At 72.9% G+C, this 19,491-nt stretch carries 19 protein-coding genes and 2 tRNA genes; 4 read left to right on the top strand and 17 right to left on the bottom strand.

Translation table 11 applies throughout. The features are described from left to right. Positions 1-169 precede the first annotated feature (169 nt). The 5 genes from ACZ6ZI_RS10535 to ACZ6ZI_RS10515 all read right to left on the bottom strand — a co-directional run bounded on the left by ACZ6ZI_RS10535 (position 170) and on the right by ACZ6ZI_RS10515 (position 3,699). Positions 170-937 (bottom strand): response regulator transcription factor, encoded by a 768-nt coding sequence (locus ACZ6ZI_RS10535; RefSeq protein ID WP_363059542.1) that lies wholly within the window; start codon positions 935-937, stop codon positions 170-172. Positions 938-1,025: 88 nt separating this feature from the next. Beyond that, positions 1,026-1,955: an amidohydrolase family protein gene (locus ACZ6ZI_RS10530; protein ID WP_469518514.1), complete on the bottom strand. Its 930-nt coding sequence runs from the start codon at positions 1,953-1,955 to the stop codon at positions 1,026-1,028. Continuing rightward, the gene (locus tag ACZ6ZI_RS10525) at positions 1,939-2,277 is read right to left on the bottom strand and encodes an antibiotic biosynthesis monooxygenase family protein (protein WP_469518512.1); all 339 of its coding nucleotides are present in this window, start codon (positions 2,275-2,277) and stop codon (positions 1,939-1,941) included. Before ACZ6ZI_RS10525 ends, ACZ6ZI_RS10530 begins: the two co-directional genes overlap by 17 nt. Before the next feature lie 109 nt (positions 2,278-2,386). After that, positions 2,387-3,247 (bottom strand): DUF2797 domain-containing protein, encoded by an 861-nt coding sequence (locus tag ACZ6ZI_RS10520; RefSeq protein ID WP_469518675.1) that lies wholly within the window; start codon positions 3,245-3,247, stop codon positions 2,387-2,389. A gap of 17 nt (positions 3,248-3,264) precedes the next feature. Continuing rightward, positions 3,265-3,699 (bottom strand): Lrp/AsnC family transcriptional regulator, encoded by a 435-nt coding sequence (locus ACZ6ZI_RS10515; RefSeq protein ID WP_363059548.1) that lies wholly within the window; start codon positions 3,697-3,699, stop codon positions 3,265-3,267. Between the two features lie 132 nt (positions 3,700-3,831). Between ACZ6ZI_RS10515 and ACZ6ZI_RS10510 the strand changes: the two genes are divergently transcribed. Next, positions 3,832-4,764 carry an SMP-30/gluconolactonase/LRE family protein gene (locus tag ACZ6ZI_RS10510; protein WP_469518510.1) on the top strand — a complete coding sequence of 311 codons (933 nt, stop codon included), beginning with the start codon at positions 3,832-3,834 and terminating at the stop codon, positions 4,762-4,764. Between the two features lie 4 nt (positions 4,765-4,768). On the opposite strand, the gene ACZ6ZI_RS10505 is transcribed toward ACZ6ZI_RS10510, so the two are convergent. From ACZ6ZI_RS10505 to ACZ6ZI_RS10495, 3 genes are all read right to left on the bottom strand, one after another. Beyond that, a complete protein-coding gene (locus ACZ6ZI_RS10505) occupies positions 4,769-5,134 on the bottom strand; it encodes a PH domain-containing protein (protein ID WP_363059552.1) in 366 nt (121 codons plus the stop codon). A 261-nt stretch (positions 5,135-5,395) separates the two neighbouring features. Next, a tRNA-Arg gene (locus ACZ6ZI_RS10500) sits at positions 5,396-5,468 on the bottom strand. Positions 5,469-5,825: 357 nt separating this feature from the next. Beyond that, positions 5,826-5,916, bottom strand: a tRNA-Ser gene (locus ACZ6ZI_RS10495). Positions 5,917-6,147: 231 nt separating this feature from the next. Between ACZ6ZI_RS10495 and ACZ6ZI_RS10490 the strand changes: the two genes are divergently transcribed. The 3 genes from ACZ6ZI_RS10490 (at position 6,148) to ACZ6ZI_RS10480 (ending at position 10,599) form a co-directional block, all read left to right on the top strand. Beyond that, on the top strand, positions 6,148-6,573 hold the full coding sequence (locus tag ACZ6ZI_RS10490; RefSeq protein WP_469518507.1) for an SSI family serine proteinase inhibitor: 426 nt from the start codon (positions 6,148-6,150) through the stop codon (positions 6,571-6,573). Positions 6,574-6,692: 119 nt separating this feature from the next. Next, entirely contained in the window at positions 6,693-10,010 is a 3,318-nt protein-coding gene (locus ACZ6ZI_RS10485) for a response regulator (RefSeq protein ID WP_469518505.1), read from the top strand. Positions 10,011-10,023: 13 nt separating this feature from the next. Further along, positions 10,024-10,599: an antibiotic biosynthesis monooxygenase gene (locus tag ACZ6ZI_RS10480; protein ID WP_469518503.1), complete on the top strand. Its 576-nt coding sequence runs from the start codon at positions 10,024-10,026 to the stop codon at positions 10,597-10,599. Between the two features lie 36 nt (positions 10,600-10,635). Here the strand turns inward: ACZ6ZI_RS10480 and ACZ6ZI_RS10475 are convergent, their stop codons facing one another. From ACZ6ZI_RS10475 to ACZ6ZI_RS10435, 9 genes are all read right to left on the bottom strand, one after another. Next, positions 10,636-12,285, bottom strand: coding sequence for a long-chain fatty acid--CoA ligase (locus tag ACZ6ZI_RS10475; RefSeq protein WP_469518501.1), 1,650 nt, complete (start codon positions 12,283-12,285; stop codon positions 10,636-10,638). 216 nt (positions 12,286-12,501) lie between these two features. After that, on the bottom strand, positions 12,502-13,035 hold the full coding sequence (locus ACZ6ZI_RS10470) for a SigE family RNA polymerase sigma factor (protein WP_363059562.1): 534 nt from the start codon (positions 13,033-13,035) through the stop codon (positions 12,502-12,504). A 135-nt stretch (positions 13,036-13,170) separates the two neighbouring features. Beyond that, a complete protein-coding gene (locus tag ACZ6ZI_RS10465; RefSeq protein WP_363059564.1) occupies positions 13,171-14,337 on the bottom strand; it encodes a lipid-transfer protein in 1,167 nt (388 codons plus the stop codon). Continuing rightward, on the bottom strand, positions 14,334-14,777 hold the full coding sequence (locus ACZ6ZI_RS10460; RefSeq protein WP_469518496.1) for a MaoC family dehydratase: 444 nt from the start codon (positions 14,775-14,777) through the stop codon (positions 14,334-14,336). The genes ACZ6ZI_RS10465 and ACZ6ZI_RS10460 overlap by 4 nt, the downstream gene beginning before the upstream one ends. Continuing rightward, positions 14,774-15,823, bottom strand: coding sequence for an acyl-CoA dehydrogenase family protein (locus tag ACZ6ZI_RS10455; RefSeq protein ID WP_469518494.1), 1,050 nt, complete (start codon positions 15,821-15,823; stop codon positions 14,774-14,776). The genes ACZ6ZI_RS10460 and ACZ6ZI_RS10455 overlap by 4 nt, the downstream gene beginning before the upstream one ends. Position 15,824: 1 nt before the next feature. After that, positions 15,825-16,892, bottom strand: coding sequence for a bifunctional MaoC family dehydratase N-terminal/OB-fold nucleic acid binding domain-containing protein (locus ACZ6ZI_RS10450; RefSeq protein WP_469518491.1), 1,068 nt, complete (start codon positions 16,890-16,892; stop codon positions 15,825-15,827). Then, complete coding sequence (locus ACZ6ZI_RS10445) at positions 16,889-18,058, bottom strand: acyl-CoA dehydrogenase family protein (protein ID WP_469518489.1); 1,170 nt, start codon at positions 18,056-18,058, stop codon at positions 16,889-16,891. Before ACZ6ZI_RS10445 ends, ACZ6ZI_RS10450 begins: the two co-directional genes overlap by 4 nt. 227 nt (positions 18,059-18,285) lie before the next feature. Next, positions 18,286-18,597, bottom strand: coding sequence for a hypothetical protein (locus ACZ6ZI_RS10440; protein ID WP_469518487.1), 312 nt, complete (start codon positions 18,595-18,597; stop codon positions 18,286-18,288). Between the two features lie 497 nt (positions 18,598-19,094). Next, positions 19,095-19,436, bottom strand: coding sequence for a DUF6344 domain-containing protein (locus ACZ6ZI_RS10435; protein WP_469518485.1), 342 nt, complete (start codon positions 19,434-19,436; stop codon positions 19,095-19,097). Positions 19,437-19,491: the final 55 nt, after the last annotated feature.

Below are 19,491 nucleotides of genomic sequence, written 5' to 3'. Positions count from 1 at the left end.
CGTCGGCCGCCCCCGAAGCGGCGCGGACGCGGGCCCCCGCCCGCCGGACCGGTCACGATGGAGCCGGTCGACGCGGAGGCGGTCGCGATGGAGCCGGTCGACGCGGACCCGGTTCCGGAGAAGCCGGGCGACGCGGACCCGGACCCGGTTCCGGTGGAGCCGGGCGCCACTACTCGGCCGGCTTGATCAGGTATCCGGCGCCGCGCCGGGTGTGGATCATCGGGGGCAGTCCGGTGCCCGCTTCCAGCTTCCGACGCAGGTAGGAGATGTAGAGCTCGACCACGTTGGCCTGGCCGCCGAAGTCGTAGGACCACACCCGGTCCAGGATCTGCGCCTTGCTCAGCACCCGACGCGGGTTGCGCATCAGGTAGCGCAGCAGCTCGAACTCGGTGGCGGTCAGCCGGACCTCACGACCGCCCCGAACCACCTCGTGGCTGTCCTCGTCCAGGAGCAGGTCGCCGACGGCGAGCACCGAGCCGCCGCGCGCGGCCTGCGCGGCGCCCGAACGCCGGACCAGCCCGCGCAGCCGTGCCACGACCTCCTCCAGGCTGAAGGGCTTGGTGACGTAGTCGTCCCCGCCGGCCGTCAGGCCCGCGATGCGGTCCTCGACCGAGTCCTTCGCGGTCAGGAACAGCACCGGGACCTGCGGGATCTCCCGGCGCAGCCGACCGAGCACGGTCAGCCCGTCCATGTCGGGGAGCATGATGTCGAGGACCACCACGTCCGGCCGGAACTCCCGGGCCGCCCGGACGGCGCCCGCGCCGTCACCGGCGCTGCGGACCTCGCAGCCCTCGTAGCGCAGGGCCATGGACAGCAGCTCGGAGAGCGAGGCCTCGTCGTCGACGACGAGGACCCGGCAGGGTCCCCCGTCGGGGCGTACGAGGGCCGTCGGGGTGCCGGTGGACGGGGACGCGTGGGAGGTGGTCGTCGCTGTCATGGCCCCAGGCTGGCCGGCGCCCCTGAGAGCGTTCTTGCCGGTTCCTGTGAATCTCCTGAGAAAGGCGGGCCGCCGGGCGGCGGGCCCCTCAGCCGAGCGAGAAGAGGCGGGCGCCGTTGTCGTGGCAGACCGCGCGCAGCCAGGCGTCGCCCAGGCCCAGCCGTTCCAGGGCCGCCAACTGGTGCTCGTAGGGGTAGGGGATGTTCGGGAAGTCCGTGCCCAGCAGGATCCTGTCCCCGAGGTCGGCGAGCCGGCCGAGCCGGTCGGCGGGGAAGGCGGCGAGCCGCTCGGAGAAGTCGGTGAAGGCCATGGTCGTGTCGAGCCGCACCTCGCGGTGGCGCGCGGCGAGGTCGAGGAATTCGGCGTACTCGGGCATCCCCATGTGCGCCACGATCAAGGGCAGGCGGGGGTGACGGGCCAGCAGCCGGGCGATGGGCCCGGGCCCGGTGTGCCTGCCGGGGACCGGTCCCGAACCGCAGTGGACGACGACGGGGATCCCCGCCTCGGCCAACAGCCCCCACACCGGCTCCAGGCGTTCGTCGTTCGGGTCGTACCCGCCGACCTGGAGGTGCGCCTTGAAGACCCTGGCCCCGCGTTCCACGGCCTGCCGTACGTACGTCTCGACGCCCTCCTCCGGGAAGAACGTGGCGGTGTGCAGGCAGTCGGGGGTGCGGGCGGCGAACTCCGCGGCCCAGGAGTTGAGCCAGGCCGCCATCGCCGGCTTGTGCGGGTAGAGCATCGCGGTGAAGGCCCGGACGCCGAACTCCCGCAACAGGGCGACCCGCCGCTCCTCCTCGTGCCGGTACGTGATCGGCCACGCGACGCCCGTCAGGGGACCGACCGAGTCGAAGTAGCCCCAGACCTTGTCCAGGACCCGTTCGGGCATGAAGTGCGTGTGTACGTCGACCAGGGCCGGTACGGCGAGCCGCTCCCGGAAGGCGCGGACCGCCTCGGCCGTCGCCGCCGCCCCGGCCCGGTCCTGCCCGGCCGTATCAGCCGTATCAGGCGTTGCGGACATGCCCGTGGCTCCGCTCCACGGTCCCGACGTGCAGCGTGTAGCTCTCGTACCAGTGGGCGCGACCGTGCTTCATGGCCGCCTGGTGCTCCGCGTCCTTGCGCCAGGCGGCCAGCGACTCGTGGTCGCGGAAGTAGGCGACGGTGATGCCGAGACCTCCGGGGGTGCGGGCGGACTCGTAGCCGAGCAGTCCCGGGTTCTCCGAGACGATCTCGACCATCCGGGCCTCGGTATCGGGAAAACCCGTCTCGTCGGGGGTGCGCACATTGCTGAACACAGCCATGACGTAAGGGGGTTCGAAGGCGGGAACAGGATCGATCTTCATGCCCTCCACCCTCCGTGGCGACCCCCGGGCATGTCCACAGCAATCCGGCCCGGGAGGCCAAAGGGATCCAAGTTTTGACCTTCGCCCCCACGAGGGGCGCGGGCCACGATCAGAAGAGGCCGTCCTGTTCGACCGGGGGCGCCGGCGGGGCGATGTCCACCAGCGGCGCATCGGTGACCGCGCCCTCGGGGGCCGGCGCCAGATCCCACCCCGTCAGCAGCCGGGTGTCGAGGACGAGCCCGTCCGCGAAGTGCAGGTCCGGACCGGCGGCGGCCACGAGGCGCCCCACGACGGCGGCGCCGGACAGCAGCTGCGACGGCGACCGCGCGGGGGGCGGCAGCGCGGCCAGGTGGAACGGCCCGGCGTGGTCGACGACCTCGCACTCCAGCCGCTCCAGGGACTCCGGCCACCCCTCCAGCGCCGCCGCGCGGGCGTGCAGCCGCGCCACCTCCAGGGCCCGCTCGGGCTCGGGCGGCAGTGCGGCGCGCGCGGCACGCTTGCGGGAGTAGGCGATCCGGTCCGGGACCCCGAGGGCGGCCCGCAGCAGCTCCTCGGTACGGCGCGCGGCCATCAGGGGGCCCCGCCCCAGCCAGGCCCAGGTCACCGCGCCCTGCTCCAGGAGCCGGGTGGAGCCCCGCTCCTCGGCGGTGATCCCGACCTTGACCATGCCCGGCCCGAACCACGCCAGGTAGACGCGGTAGGTGCGCGGATCGGCGACGTTCGTGTCGGCGGCCACCGAGAAGGACCGGTCCAGGCGGGCGCATACGGGGCACTGGGCGTTCCCGGCCCGCCCGGGCACGACCGCCTCGCGCGGGCACGGCGTACGCCGGCCGGCCCGCCACACGCCCGGGCAACGCCGCTCGCCGCGCGCGACGAAGGCCAGCACCCGCCCGGGCACGAGCGGGCTGTCGCGCTCCGCGCCCCCGGGCCCGTACCAGGCGATGGCGGGGCGCCCACCCGTCCACCGCATTCCGGCGCACTGCCAGGTCACAGCGGCAGCGGCCGTTCGAAGAAGGTGTCCAGGACCACCGTGGCCTGCGTCCCGCTGACCCCGTCGATCGCGTAGAGGCGGCGCAGGACGTCCTGGAGCTGCCCGGTGGAGGCCGCGCGCACCTTGACCAGCACCGAGGCGCTGCCGGCGATGACGTGCGCCTCCTGGATCTCGGGGATCGCGGCGAAGGCGGCGCCCGAGTCGCCCATCCAGGCGTCGGAGTCGACCATGACGTAGGCCAGCACCCCGCTGCCGACGGCGGCCGGGTCCACGTCGATGGTCGTCCGCCGGATGACCCCGCGCTCCCTCAGCTTGCGGACGCGCTCGTGGGTCGCGCCGGCGGAAAGCCCGACGGCGGTGCCCAGGGCGGCGTACGACTGGCCCGCGTCCTGCTGCAGGCGCAGGACCAGCGCCCGATCGATGTCGTCCACGCGATCTTCCTCCCGGATACCCCTCGACTCTTGCGGAGACGGTACCGGATCCTGCAATCTCAGCATCACGCCGAACAAGATTCGGCGAATCACCTCCGGGGGCAGATTGTGTCTGGCATTGCCGACCTCAACTTGTACGAGATTCTGGACGAACGCTTCCGTACGGGGCGCTGCGCCAACGGCGACGCCCGCCTGGAGCGGCTCCACGACGACTGCCGCTGGGCCGAGGGCCCCCTGTACCTGCCGGCCTGGCGCCAGCTGGTGTGGAGCGACATACCCAACGACCGGATGCTGCGCTGGGACGAGGCGACCGGCGCGGTCTCCGTCTTCCGCGAGCGGGCCGGACACCCCAACGGCAACACCCTCGACCGTGAAGGCCGCCTGATCACCTGTGAGCAGGGCAACCGGCGCGTCACCCGCACCGAACCCGACGGCACCCTCACCGTCATCGCCGACCGCTGGAACGGCAAGCGGCTCAACAGCCCGAACGACGCCGTGGTGCGCTCCGACGGCTCGGTGTGGTTCTCGGACCCGGACTTCGGCATCACCAGCGACTACGAGGGCTACCGCGCGCCGAGCGAGATCGGGGCCTGCAACCTCTACCGGGCCGACCCGACCACCGGCGAGGTCCGTCTCGTCGCGGACGGCTTCCTCGGCCCGAACGGCCTGGTCTTCTCCCCCGACGAGAGCGAGCTGTACGCGGCCGACACCCGCGCGGGCCACATCCGGGCCTTCAAGGTCGGCGAGGACGGCACCCTGAGCGGCGACCGGGTCTTCGCCGACTGCCCCGGCGTGGACAACATCCGCTTCGACGACCAGGGCCGGCTGTGGGCGGCCGCGATGGCATCGGGCGTCCTGTGCCACGCGGCGGACGGGGACCTCATCGGCCGCCTGCGCGTCCCCGAGCCGGTCTCCAACATCGCCTTCGGCGGACCGAAGAACAACCGCCTGTTCATCACCGCCACCACCTCGCTGTACTCGCTGGTGCTGTCGGTCACCGGACTGCCCCGCGTCCACCCCGACGCCCGACCCCAGGACGGGCCGGGCATCGGGCGACGGGCGTGAGGCCTCAGCGCGCGACGAACTGGGTGAGGATCGCCTGCACCTCGTAGATGTCGACCCCCTTGGTGAAGGTCTTCTCGATCGGCGTGGCGCTGCCCGATATCCAGATCTTCAGCTCGGCGTCGAGATCGAAGTGACCGGCGGTCTCCACGGCGAAGTGCGTGATGCTCCGGTACGGGATGGAGTGGTACTCCACCTTCTTCCCGGTGATGCCCTGCTTGTCGACCAGCACCAGGCGCCGGTCGGTGAACAGGATCGTGTCCCGGATCAGCAGGTACGCGGCGTGAACCTGCTCCCCGTTGCCCAGCAGGCGCGCGAAGTCGCGCTGCGCCGAAACCGGATCGACCGTGTGCGCGTTTCCGAACAGTCCCATGGGATCCCCCTCAGTCCTCGTCTTCGACCGTTCGCGAACGTCTGCGAACGTCTTCGAAAACCTTATGCAGGGGGCGGCCTGGTCCACGTCCCCCGCCGGAGCCATCTCGACCCTCGGTACTTCAGGGGGATCTCCGGGGGAACCTCGTCCTGGAGGACTGTTTCCCGCCGGAGCCCGCACCCGTCCCCCCGCACACCAACGCATGTGCCCACATACGACCAGAGGCCCTCAGGATTTCTCCTGAGGGCCTCTGGCCTGCTGTGCACTCGGCAGGATTCGAACCTGCAACCTTCTGATCCGTAGTCAGATGCTCTATCCGTTAAGCTACGAGTGCTTGGGCTTCCCGGGTTTTTTTCGCCCCGTTGGCCTTGCGAGAACAACAATACATGGACCTCGCCGGGACGCGAAATCCATTAGCCAAAGGGCCTCTGACCTGCGGAAACGTCCCAGACGAAGATCGTCGGGCCGGATCCGCGCGACACCCGCCGGGCCCTCCGGTTCCCCTCGGGGGTCGTCCGAAACACCCCCGTGGCGCCTCCAAGCCCTGAACGGACTCCCGGACCCACGCCACGCTCCCGCCGGCCCCGCGCCATCCCGGGCCCTCCGACGGCGGACGCCCGCAGAACTCCTCCGACACGCCCCCGAACGCATCGAAGCCCCGGTCCGTGAGGACCGGGGCTTCGATGAAGCGCGGAGGCGGAGGGATTTGAACCCTCGATGGGTGGTAAGACCCAAACCGCATTAGCAGTGCGGCGCCATAGACCGGACTAGGCGACGCCTCCAGCACACCCCACGCGTACGAGGGTGCGTGCAGATGATGACACAGCCGCGGGGCCGGTCACCAATCCGCTGCCAACGGTACAAGGAGCCGGGCCCACAGGGCAAAGGCTTAAGACCACTCGTACACCCGCGGCACAGGTGTCCGCCCCCGCCGCGCGGCGGGACGGACGCAACGTCGGAGCGGGCCCGTCGTTGGTGAGGCGTACGACGTACGGACGACCTGGAGTGACCCCATGCTGCGTCTCGCCGCCCTCGCCGTCACCTCGGCCCTGGCCGCCGCCGCCGTCGGCCCGCTGCCGCCGCTGCCCCTCGCGCGGCTGCTGGCGACGCCGGACCGGCTCACCGTCAACATCTCGCACACCGGCAACCCCGCCCTCGACGGCGAGTACCGGCTGGAATGCCGGCCCGTGGGCGGCGACCACCCCGAGGCGGAGAAGGCCTGCGCCCTCCTCGACCGCTTCCACAAGGACGGCGAGGACCCCTTCGCACCCGAACCCAAGCGGCAGATGTGCACCTTCCAGGACGGCGGTCCCGCCACCGCCCGCGTCGCGGGAACGTGGCGCGGCGAGAAGGTGAATGCCACGTTCCGCCGCAAGGACGGGTGCGACATCGCCCGGTGGAACGCCCTGGAACCTCTGCTTCCGACTGCGCGTTCCTGACCAGGGAGGATGCGGCGGATGCACGTTTTCCCCCGTCCATCCGCCACCTCGCCGCGGGACGGTGCCCTTAGACTCCTCCCGTGACATGCCGGTAGTCGTGGTCAGGGAGGAAGCTCGTCGTGAGCAGCAGGCCATCCCGAGGCGCTGCTCGCCTCGCAGCAATACTCGACGCGCTCCCGGACGCGCTGTTGCTCGTCAACGCCAACGGCACGGTCGTCAACGCGAATTCGATCGCGCTCGAAGTCATGGAGAGCCCCGGGACCGGTCTCGTCGGCCGGGGCGTCCTGGACCTCTTCCCGGACTTCGACTCCAAACTGATCCCCGGCTCGATGCGTCGTCCCGGCGACGACGTGACCGGTCGGACCGCGCCGCGCCGGATGACCGCGCGCCGTACCGACGGCAGCGAGTTCCCCGTCGAGCTCACCAGCGCCCACCTCGACGGCCGTGACGCCTACCGCGAGCCCCAGCCCGCCTACACCGGTGACGAACTGCTGATGCTCGTCGTCCGCGACCTCTCCGAGACCGTGGACACCGAGGCCGAGCTGGCCCGCTCGCAGCGGCAGACCGAGATGATCCTGCGCGCCGCCGCCGAGGGCGTCGTCGGCACGGACACCGAGGGCCGCGTCGTCCTCGTCAACCCCGCCGCCGCGCAGATCCTCGGGTACCGCGCCACCGACCTCGGCAACCGCGAACTGCACGGGCTGATCCAGCACTCCCGCGCCGACGGCTCGCCGTTCCCCTTCGACGAGTCCCCGCTCGCCGACACCCTGCGCAGCGGACGCAAGCACCGCGTCCGCGGGCAGGTGCTGTGGAACAAGGCCGGTCAGCCGGTCGCCGTCGACCTGACGACCTCCCCCGTGCGCGACGGCGAGGTCCTCGTCGGCGCGGTGATGACCTTCACCGACCGGCGCCCCTACGACGCCCTCGCCGCACGCCACGCCCAGCTGCTGGCCGTGCTCGGCGAGTCCCTGCGCGGCCCCCTGGAGGAGCTGCGCGGGGAACTGGCCACCCTGGCCGCCGACGACGGCGGGCAGCTGTGGCCCGAGGCCAACCAGCTGCTGCACCATCTGGCCGCCGGCTACTCGCGGATGACCACCCTGGTCGACAACGTCCTCGGCTACCAGCGCCTGGACGCGGGCAGCGAGAAGCTGAAGAAGAAGAACGTCCTGATCAACACGGTCGTCGCGGCCGGCATCGACGGCGCCGTCGAGCTGATCGGCCCCGGACGCGCCCAGTTCGCGGTCCACGCCCCGACCATCGAAGCCGAGGTGGACGAGCGGCACATCGCGACCGCCCTCGCGCACCTCGTCGCGGACGTCGCCGGGGTGGACGCGACCGGCAAGACGGCCCAGGGCAGCGGGTACGGGGACTCCACGATCGTGGTGGCCGCCGCGCAGCGCGGTGACGTCGTACGGATCGAGGTGCGCGGCCCCTACGAGGGCGGCGACCCGGTCCACGAGCCGATCGTGCGGGGCATCGTCGCCGCGCACGGCGGTGTGTTGCAGACGGTGGAGGTTCCGGGCGCCCCCGGCGGGGCGTACGTGCTGGAGCTGCCGCTGGGTTCCGGGGCCGGGACGGTGACCCTGCCGGAGCCGGCGGAGGAGCCCGCGGCGCAGGCGGCGGCCCAGACGTCCGACGGAGCCGACGGCACCGGTGGCCCGGCGACGGTGTCCGGTGGCCGGCGCGGTCGGCGCGGGGTGGACGCCTTCCTGGAGGACGACGCGGACGAAGCCCGGTCCCCCGAGGCCCGCGAGGGCGGGGGCGCGCTCGCGTTGCCGTCCGGGCGGCGCCGCGCGGACGGCAACGCCGCCGAACCGGGTGCCCCCGGCCCCGAACTCGCCCAGTCCCCCGTGAACCCGGCCGGGCTCGGTACGGGACGCCGGCGCGGCCGTGCGGGCGACGACGGGGACGACCCCGGCCGGCCCGGAGCCGTACGGCCCGTTCCCCCGCAGGGGACCGCCCTGCCCGCGCTGCCGCCCGTCCCGGCCGTGCCCCCCGTCCCGGTGACGGAGCACCCGGCCGGACGCCGCCGCACCCTGGGCCCCGCCGGGCAGCCCGGTGGTCCCGTGCCGGCGGCCGGCCTCACCCCGCCCGCCGCGCCCCGACCCGTCGCCCCCGAGGGGGGGTTCGCCCTGCCCGCCGGCCCGACCCCGGCCGCCGGACCGCAGGCGCCGCAGGCCCCCGCGATGGCCGGTGCGGCTCCCGCGCCCGCCGACGCCGAGTCCGAGGCCCCGGGCGGACGGCGCGGCCGTCGCGTGCTCGGCGCGCCCGCCGGCGCACCCGCCGAGCCCGAGCCGCAGGACGGTCCCGCCGAGGACACCGCCCACCCGACCGGGCGGCGGCGCGCGCTCCCGGCGACCCCGGCCTGGCCCGTTCCCGCGGCCCGTACCGCCGCCGAGGACACCGACGGGGCGGGGCAGGTCGCCGTACCCGGAGCGCGGCAGCCCGGGGACGCCCCGGGTGCCGGGCAGCCGATCAGCGTGCGCGCGCTCGGCACCCTGGGTCAGGGCGTCTCCGTGGACCCCGGCCGGACGGCGGGCGGCTCCGGCTCCGGCCGGCGGCGCCGGCTCTCCGAACCGACCCCGCAGGGGCGGGCCTTCGCCATAGGGGCCCCCGAGGCGGGCGCCGCCGAGGGTCCCGAGCCGCTGGACGGTCCCGGTGGGGCCGTGGAGGTGGTCAACCGGCCCGTTCCGCAGCCCGTGGACGACGAGCTGCCGCCCGAGCCGCTGGACAACCCGCGCCGGCTGTTGGTGTGGCCGGCGCCCGACGCGCAGACGCAGCAGGCGCTCAGCGACCGGGGCTACCGCCCGGTGATCGTGCACTCCCGTGAGGAGGTGGACGCGCAGATCGCGGCCTTCCCCGCCGCGCTGTTCGTCGACCCGCTGACCGGTCCGATCACCCGCACCGCACTGCAGTCGCTGCGTCAGGCCGCGGTGGCCGCCGAGGTGCCCGTGCTGGTGACGGCCGGGCTGGGGCACGCCACGCGCGAGGCGGCGTACGGGGCCGATCCCGCCGTGCTGCTGAAGGCGCTCGCGCCGCGCGACAGCGAGCAGCACCCGTCCCGGGTGTTGTTGATCGAGGAGCACGACGAGATCGCCACCGCGCTGACCGCCGCGCTGGAGCGGCGCGGCCTCCAGGTCGGTCGGGCCGGTGCCGACACCGACGCGGTGGAGCTGGCGTCCCGGATGCGGCCCAACCTGGTCGTCATGGACCTGATGCTGGTGCGGCGTCGGCGGGCCGGGATCGTGGACTGGTTGCGGGCCAACGGGCAGCTGACGCGCACCCCCCTGGTCGTGTACACCACGGCCGGCATCGAGCCGGGCGATCTGCCGAGGCTGGCGTCGGGGGAGAGCGTGCTGTTCCTCGCGGAGCGGGCGACCACGACGGACGTGCAGGGTCGGATCGTGGACCTGCTGGCCAAGATCGGCACCAACTAGCCATCCTGGGCCGATGGCCATCACCGATACGACCGAGCACAGTGTCCCCGCCGACAACGGGGAGGTGAGCCTGCTCATCGCGCGGCAGGTGGAGCCGGGTTACGAGGAGGCCTTCGAGACGTGGGCGCGCGGGATCCTGGAGACCGCGGCCGGCTTCCCGGACCACCTCGGCTACGGGCTGTTCCGTCCGGCGGCGGAGGGGGCCCCGTGGTTCCTGGTGCACCGCTTCCGTGACCAGGCCGCCTTCCAGCGGTGGCAGGACTCGCCGGAGCGGGCCCGTTGGTTCGCGCGCTGTGAGGGCCACCACCACACCGAGATAGCCCGGCGCGAACTGCACGGCATGGAGACCTGGTTCGCGAAGCCGGGTACGACCCGGCCCGCGCCGCCGCGGTGGAAGATGGCGATCAGCTCGGGGCTGGCCATCTTCCCGATCTCGCTGGCGGGCAACGCGGTGCTCGGGCCGTACCTGGTCGACGTGCACTTCGTGCTGCGGACGGCCGCGTTCGCCGTCGTCTTCAGCACCCTGATGACCTACGTGGCCATGCCCGCCGTCAGCAGGCTGCTGCGGCCATGGCTCACGAAGGGCTGATGCCCGGGGCGGCGCCGGGCGCCGCCGCGGACCCGCTCAGTCCAGGTGCGTGACGTCCAGCTCGCCCTCGGCGTACTGGCGGCGGATCACCTTCTTGTCGAACTTGCCGACGCTCGTCTTCGGGACCGCCTCGACGAGCGCCCAGCGCTCGGGCAGCTGCCACTTGGCGATCGTCCCGCCGAGGAACGAGCGCAGTCCGGCGTAGTCCACCGTGGCGCCGTCCGTGAGGACGACGGTGGCCAGGGGGCGCTCGCCCCACTTCTCGTCGGGGACGGCGACGACCGCCGCCTCCGCCACCTCCGGGTGGGCCATCAGGGCGTTCTCCAACTCGACGCTGGAGATCCATTCCCCGCCGGACTTGATGACGTCCTTGGCCCGGTCGGTGAGCGTGAGGAACCCGTCCGGGCTGATCACGCCGACGTCGCCGGTCTTCAGCCAGCCGTCCGCGCTGAACTTGTCCTCGGGGCGTACGGGTTCGCCGGACACCCCGCCGAAGTAGGAGGAGGCGATCCAGTTGCCGCGCACCTCCAGCTCGCCGGCGGACTCTCCGTCCCAGGGCAGCAGGTCCCCGGCGGGGCCGACGAGGCGCCCCTCGACGCCCGCGGGGAAACGGCCCTGGGTGACGCGGTAGGGCCACTCCTCCTCGGGGCTCAGCCCGGCGGGCGGGTGCGCCATGGTGCCGAGCGGGGAGGTCTCCGTCATGCCCCAGGCGTGGCACAGGCGTACGCCGAGCCTGTCGTAGGCCTCCATCAGGGAGGGCGGGCAGGCCGCGCCGCCGATGGTGACCTGCTTCATCGAGCTCAGGTCGCGCGGGTTGGCGGTGACCTCGGCGAGCAGCCCCTGCCAGATGGTGGGGACCGCCGCGGCGTGGGTGGGCTTCTCCCGCTCGATCATCTCGGCGAGCGGCGCCGGCTGGAGGAAGCGGTCCGGCATCAGCATGTTGATGCCGGTCATGAAGGTGGCGTGGGGCAGCCCCCAGGCGTTCACGTGGAACTGCGGGACGACGACGAGGCTGGTGTCCCTGTCGGTCAGGCCCATCGACTCGGTCATGTTGACCTGCATGGAGTGCAGGTAGACGGACCGGTGGGAGTAGACGACGCCCTTGGGGTCCCCGGTGGTGCCCGAGGTGTAACACATGGCCGCGGCCTGGCGTTCGTCCAGCTCGGGCCAGTCGTAGTGGTCGGGGCGACCCTCGAGGAGCTCCTCGTACTCGTGGACGCGCACCGCGAGGCCCTCCAGGACCGAGCGGTCGCCGATGCCGGAGACCACGACGTGCTCGACGGTGGGCAGGTGCGGCAGCAGGGGCGCCAGGAGCGGCAGGAGGGTGCCGTTGACCAGGACGACCTTGTCCACCGCGTGGTTGACGATGAAGACCAGCTGCTCGGGGGGCAGACGCAGGTTCAGGGTGTGCAGTACGGCGCCCATGGAAGGGATCGCGAAGTACGCCTCGACGTGTTCGGCGTTGTTCCACATCAGGGTGGCGACGCGGTCGTCCTGCCGGACCCCCAGCTCGTCCCGCAGGGCGTTGGCGAGGCGGGTGGCGCGGGTACCGATCTCGGCGAAGCTGCGGCGATGCGGCTCTGCCTCCCCGGTCCAGGTCGTGACCTGGGACTTCCCGTGGATCGTCATCCCGTGTCGGAGTATGCGGGTGACGAGGAGCGGTACGTCCTGCATGGTGCTCAGCAAAGCGTCCTCCCGGTGAGCGCTGCGGCGCTGCGGCGGCTTACGGATGCTGCGATTCTGCGCACGTACCGGTCGGCATGTCACTACCCGGGAGTACAAACGGAAGTGTCGATCACCGGGCGCGCGGCTCCCGGACGGATGTTTCACGTGAAACACGGGCCGGGGGCGGTCGGTCGCGGCCGGTGTTTCACGTGAAACGTCGGCCCCGCCGGCTCGGCCTCAGCGCACGGGGGTGAGTTCGGGGTCCTCGCGGAGCTTGCCCAGGGCCCGGGAGACGGCGCTCTTGACCGTGCCCACCGAGACGCCGAGCAGTTCGGCGGTCTGCGCCTCGCTGAGGTCCTCGTAGTACCGCAGGACGACCATGGCCCGCTGCCGGTCGGGCAGCCGGGTGACCGCGCGCCACATCGCGTCGCGCAGGGCCTGCGCCTCGGCGGGGTCGACGCCCGGGGGCTCCTCGCGTTCCGGGATCTCGTCGCAGACGAACTCGTCGACCTTGCGCTTGCGCCACTGCGAGGTGCGGGTGTTGACCAGGGCCCGCCGGACGTAGCCGTCCAGGGCCCGGTGGTCCTCGATCCGGTCCCAGGCGACGTAGGTCTTGGTGAGGGCCGTCTGGAGCAGGTCCTCGGCGTCGCAGGGGTTGGCGGTGAGCGAACGCGCCGTACGCATCAGGACCGAGCCGCGGGTCCGGACGTACGCCGAGAACGACGGGTACGGCGTCGGATTCGAGGCGAGCGTGCACACAGGCGTGGTCATGGCTCCACGCTAGGAGCGCGCGCCGGCCCTGGAATCGGCCGCAGGTGCCGAAGCCGGGTCCGTCTCAGGTTGTAGGACGGGCCCCCGCCCCACCTCCTGAAGGTGGAGGGGGCGGGGGCCGATGGGCGGGGTGGATCAGCCGTCGGCTCCGAGGACCAGGCCCGACGTCGGTACCCCGGTCCCGGCCGTGACCAGGGCGTGGGCGGCCCCCGGGACCTGGTTGACGGAGGTGCCGCGGATCTGGCGGACGGCTTCGGCGATGCCGTTCATGCCGTGCAGGTACGCCTCGCCGAGCTGGCCGCCGTGGGTGTTCAGCGGCAGCGCGTCGGCCGCGACGAAGTCCGCCGCCTCGCCCGGCCCGCAGAAGCCGAACTCCTCCAGCTGCATCAGCACGAAGGGGGTGAAGTGGTCGTACAGGATCCCCACGTCGATGTCGCCGGGCCGCAGCCCACTGGTCCGCCACAGCTGGCGGGCCACCACGCCCATCTCCGGGAGCCCGGTGAGGTCGTCGCGGTAGAAGGAGGTCATCCCCTCCTGACGCCGGCCGGCGCCCTGCGCCGCGGCCGTGATCACGGCGGGCTTGCGCCGCAGGTCACGGGCCCGCTCGGTGGTGGTGACGACGAGCGCCTGCCCGCCGTCGGTCTCCTGGCAGCAGTCCAGCAGGCGCAGCGGTTCCACGATCCATCGCGAGGCGGCGTGGTCGGCGAGGGTGATCGGCTTGCCGTGGAACCAGGCGGCGGGGTTGTTCGCGGCGTGCCGGCGGCCGGTGACCGCGACGTGCCCGAAGGCCTCCGGGGTCAGCCCGTACGCGTGCAGGTAACGCTGGGCGGTCATGGCGACCCAGGACGCCGGGGTCAGCAGCCCCCAGGGCAGCGACCACCCCAGCGCCGCCCCCTCCGCCGAGGGTTCGCGCTGCTGGACGCCCGAGCCGAAACGGCGCCCGGAACGCTCGTTGAAGGCCCGGTAGCAGACCACGACCTCCGCGACCCCGGTGGCGACGGCCAGGGCGGCCTGTTGGACGGTGGCGCAGGCCGCGCCGCCGCCGTAGTGGACGCGGGAGAAGAAGGACAGGTCCCCGATGCCGGCCGCCTGGGCGACGGTGATCTCGGGGCTGGTGTCCATGGTGAAGGTGACCATGCCGTCGACGTCGGCCGGGGCGAGCCCGGCGTCGTCCAGGGCCGCGTGCACGGCCTCGACGGCCAGCTTCAGCTCGCTGCGACCGGAGTCCTTGGAGAACTCGGTGGCCCCGATCCCGACGACGGCGGCCCGTCCGCCCAGCTCGTCCCTGCTCCGCACGCTCATGCCGCACCCCCCGCGCGCTCCGAGCCCGCCGCGACGGACGCGCCGGGCGGGCCGTCCGCGTCCGCCACGGTCACCGTGACCGTGCCCGTGACGTGGTGGCCGATGCCGTTGGCGCCCACGATCCGGATCTCGGCGGTGTCCCCGTCGACGGCGGTGACGGTGCCGCTCAGCGTCATCGTGTCCCCCGGATGGTTGGGGGCGCCGAGCCGGATGGCGACCCTTCGCAGCACGCAGCGTGGTCCGAGGTGGTCGGTGACGTACCGCCCGACCAGGCCGTTGGTGGTGAGGATGTTCATGAAGATGTCCGGGGATCCCTTGTCACGGGCGCTCCGCGCGTCGTGGTGGACGTCCTGGTAGTCGCGGGAGGCCATGGCTCCCGCGACGATCAGGGTGCGGGTCACCGGGATCTCCAGTGGCGGCAGCGCGTCGCCGACGTTCATGCGGGTTCCTCCTCCGCGATCGACTCCCTGTCCATCGATGCGCCCAGTTCCTCCAGGAGTTCGCCGCCGCAGCCCAGGTAGGCGTCCAGTTGGCGGCCCCACAGGAAGTGGCGGTGGACCGGATGGTCCAGGTCGGCACCCATGCCCCCGTGCAGGTGCTGGCCCGCGTGCACGACCCGTTTGCCGGCCTCCGAGGCCCACCAGGCCGCCGTCAGCACGTGTTCGCGCGCCGCGAGCCCCTCGTCGAGGCGCCAGGCGGCCTCGTAGGCGGTGACGCGGATCGCCTCGGTGTCCATGTACGCGTCGGCCGCGCGCAGCATCACGCCCTGGTTCGTGGACAGCGGTCGCCCGAACTGTTCGCGGGTGGAGGTGTACTCCACGGCGCGCGCGAGCGAGCCGGCGCAGACGCCCGCCTGGAGGCCGGCGAACGCGGTGCGGGCGACGGCCAGGGTGGCCTCGTAGGCGCCCTCCCCGCCGAGGCGCTCCGCCGGGGCGCCGGTGAGGGTGAGCCGGCCCGCCGCCCAGGGGGCGGTGGTCTCCACGGGCTCCGTGACCGCCCCGGGGGCGTCCGTCCGTACGATCCACAGCGCCCGATCGGCGTCGGGCACGAGGACGTGCGTGGCGTCGCGCAGCCAGGGCACGACGGGCGCGACGCCGGTGAGGCGTCCGTCCGCGGCCGCGGTGACACGACCGCGGGCCGGGAAGGCGCCGGTGGCGACCGCTTCGCCGCTGCCCAGCGCGGGCAGGAGTCGGGTCCGCTGTGCGTCGGTGCCGTGCGCGGCGACGGGGAGGATCCCGTAGGCGCAGGTGGCGGCGTACGGGACCTGCGCGGTGGTGCGGCCCTGCTCCTCCAGCAGCAGTACCAGGCCGAGCAGTCCGAGGTCCTCCACCGCCGCGGTGAGCCCGGCGGTGGTGAGCGCCTTCCACAGTTCGGCGTCGCTCGCGCTGCCGGCGGCGGCGAGGCGTTCGTGGGTGGCGAGGTCGCGGAAGATCCGGGCGGCGAGGGCGACGGCCTCGGCCTGTTCCTCGGTGGGGTGGAAGTCCATGTCAGCCCGTTCCTCCTCGGAAGACGGGGAGTTCGAGCGTGTCGTCGACGCGCAGGAACTCCAGGCGGACGGGCAGGCCGATGCGGACCTTGTCGTAGGGGACGCCGGTGATGTTGGTGATGATCCGCACGCCCTCCGCCAGCTCGACGAGGGCCACCGCGTACGGGGGGTCGAAGGCGGGGAAGGGCGGGTGGTGCATGACGACGTACGAGTAGACCGTGCCGGAGCCGCTCGCCTCGACGGTGTCCCAGTCGGGGGAGGAGCAGGCGTTGCAGCCGGGGAGCCAGGGCAGGCGCAGGGTCCGGCAGGCGGTACAGCGCTGGATCAGCAGTCGGTGTTCGCGCACCCCGTCCCAGAAGCCCTGGTTGTCGCGGTTGATCACGGGGCGCGGGCGGGCGGCGGGTGCGGGCGCGGGCGCGGGCGGTGGGGAGGCGGGGCGCGGGCGGGCGGCCGGGGCGTACTTGAGGATGCGGAAGCGGTGCGTTCCCGCGGGTTCGCCGTTCGCGTGGACGTCCATCCGGGTGGTCACGAAGTGCCCGGTGCCCAGTTTGGTGGTCTTGCGGGGCGAGACCGACTCGATGACGGCGTCGAAGGTGACCTCGTCGCCGGGGCGCAGGGGGCGCAGGTACTCCTGCTCGCAGTCGGTGGCGACCACGGAGGTGCAGCCCGCGCCGTCGAGGAGCCCGAACAGTTCCTCGTAGGCGGAGGAGCGGTCGGTGTGGCCCGAGAGCCCGCCCATCGTCCAGGCCTGGAGCATGGTGGGCGGGGCGATGGCGTCGGGGCCGGTGTAGGCCGGGTTGGTGTCGCCCATCGCCTCGCACCAGTGCCGGATCATCGGCGCGTTCACCGGGTCCTTGGCCCGGCCGGCGGTGGCGGCGGGGCGGCCCTCGAAGGTCCGGAGCAGGGCGTGGAACCGCGCCTGCGCGGCCTCGGGCCCGTCGTGCGGCCCGCCGGAACCGCCGGGGTCGTGGGGGCCGCCGGAACCGCCGGGGTCGTGGGGGCCCTGGGAGTCGTGGGGTCCGTGGGAGTCGTGGGGTCCGTGGGGTGCGTCCGCTGGTGTCGTGGTCATCGCTTCCTCCCCTTCATGCCGAGGCGCATCATGGCGACGATCTCCCGTTGGACCTCGCTCACCCCTCCGCCGAAGGTGTTGATCTGGGCGGCGCGGTTCATCCGCTCCAGCTCACCGCCGGCGAAGGCCGCGACACCCCTGACCAGGGCTTCCTCGCCGACGGCCTCCTGACAGATGCGGTAGACCTCGACGGTGGACTCGGTACCGAGGAACTTGACTCCGCTGGCGTCGCCGGGCGCCAGGGTGCCGGCCCCGACGTCCTGGACGAGGCGCCAGTTGAGCAGGCGTACGGCGGCCAACCGGGCGTGCGCCTCGGCGAGCCGGGACCGCACCCAGGGACGGTCGAGCGGGCGCTCGCCGGTGTCGGGGTCGGGGGTGCGGGCGTGGGCGAGGGCAGCCTCGTAGAAGTCCTCGGCCTGCATGCCGATGGCGGCGAGGGCGACGCGCTCGTGGTTGAGCTGGTTGGTGATCAGGCCCCAGCCGCCGTTCTCGGGCCCGACGAGGTTGCCGGCCGGGACGCGGATGTCGTCGTAGTACGTCGCCGTGGTGGTGAGCCCGCCGACGGTGTCGATCGGGGTCCAGGAGAATCCGGGGCTGTCGGTGGGGACGAGGACGATCGAAATGCCCCGGTGCTTGGGGGCGTTCGGGTCGGTGCGGCAGGCCAGCCAGATCCAGTCGGCGTTCTGGGCGTTCGAGGTGAAGACCTTCTGCCCGTCGATCCGCCAGTGGCCGGGAGCGCCGTCGGCGCCCCGCTCGCGGACGGCGCGGGTGCGGAGGGCGGCGAGATCGGTGCCCGCCTCGGGCTCCGAGTAGCCGATGGCGAAGACGACCTCCCCCGCGAGGATGCGGGGCAGGAAGTAGGCCCTCTGCTCCGGCGTCCCGTACTTCATGAGGGTGGGGCCGACGGTGTTGAGCGTGACCATGGAGACCGGGGCCCCGGCCCGGTAGGCCTCGTCGAAGAAGACGAACTGCTCGTCGGGGCCGCGGCCTTGGCCACCGTACTCGACGGGCCAGCCGAGACCGAGCAGACCGTCGGCGCCGATCCGGCGCAGCAGGGTCCGCTGCGCGGCCGGGTCCTCGGGCACCCCGTCGGGGAGCAGTTCCCGGAAGTACGCGCGCAGTTCGGCACGGAGCCGCGACTGGGCTTCGGACGGGGCGAGGTGCACGGCTCTGACCTCCCGGAGACACGCGTCTGCGAATGGACCTGACTGTCCGTCAGATTCACCGCCCGTGTCAAGGTCGGCAGGAGGTCGGAACGCCCCGGCACGCACCGGGCACGCACCGGGCAGGCACCGGGCAGGCACCGGGCACGCGCGAGGGCGCCCGCGCGACCGGACCCCAGCCGGTCCGGTCGTACGAGCGCCCTCCTGGGTCGGCGCGGCTCAGCGAGCGGCTACCACCAGGGGTGGAAGTTGACGGCGACGTTCGTGTTGGACTGCTGGATCGCCGTGTAGGCCGAGCCGTTGACCTGCGCGGTGTTGTTCTGGTTGGACGCGCCCGAGCCGGTGGCCACCTGCTGGGAGGTGGAGGAGTTCCCGCTGTTGTTGCCGCCGACGCCGCTGCCGACGATGCCGGCCACGCTCGCATTCGATCCGTCGTTCGCCAGGGCGCCGTTGTCGGCCGTGGCCACTCCGCCGAAGAGGGCGACGGCGAGGGGGAGAGCGGCGACGGCGGCGATGACGCGGGCGGTACGGATGCTTGCCATGTCTTGATCCTCCATGAGACCGAAGTGGGGTGTTTTCCGGAGCGGTTGGCCGACCGCCCTGGTCGCTTGCGTGGTGCCGGTTCGTGTTGCTGACGACGTCGCGACACCAGAGTTGCCCACCGAATCCCCGGCGAACCAGCCCACGGCCTGCTATTCCCCCGCAAGCATGACCAACATCGGATAAACCCCATTCACGTCCACGACGCCCCCGCTCAACACCCCCGAACAGGCCGAGATCCGTGCCGGGCAAGGGAGGAAGCGTTCCTCCAAACCCACCGGCCCCGGACATGCCAAAGCGGGCCGCACCGTCCGGGAACCCCACCGTCTCCCGGGCCCGCGGCCCTGCGATACCAAGCCTCACGCCCCCCGTGCGCCCCTGGCGTCCGCCGGAGCGATCCCCCTGTGCCCCACTCCCGGGGGCACCGTACGGCGCGATCCACGACCGGGAACGGTCGGGCTCCAGCGCCTGTGGTCGTACGTTCCTGCCCGACCGCCCCCTACGCGGCGAGTGCCACCCGCGCCTGCTCCACAGCCGTGTCCACCCGGTCGGAAGCCAGTGCCGCGGCGGTGGTCGAGCGTCGGACGGAAGGGCTCTTGCCGTGCGCCTCGGCACGGATCCGCTGCTTGATGGTGGGCGGGAGGGAACCTCCCCGCATCATCGCCCGCCAGGTCCGCCGCGCCACGGCGACGGGCCGACGCACCGCCGGCGCCGAGGGGGCGGCCACCGCGGCGGCGGCGACCGGGGCCGGCTTGGCAGCGAGGCCGAGGGCCGCCAGGAGCGCGACGAGGGCCGCGAGGACGGAGGTCCAGATCGAGGTGACGGTGCTGCGGTAGGTCATGACGAACGCCTCATTTCGCGATGTTCCGACGGGCGGATCTGAATACATTCGCCAT

The sequence above is a fragment of the Streptomyces sp. NPDC103540 genome (assembly GCF_055584445.1).
This window is presented reverse-complemented; position numbering and strand designations above follow the sequence as displayed.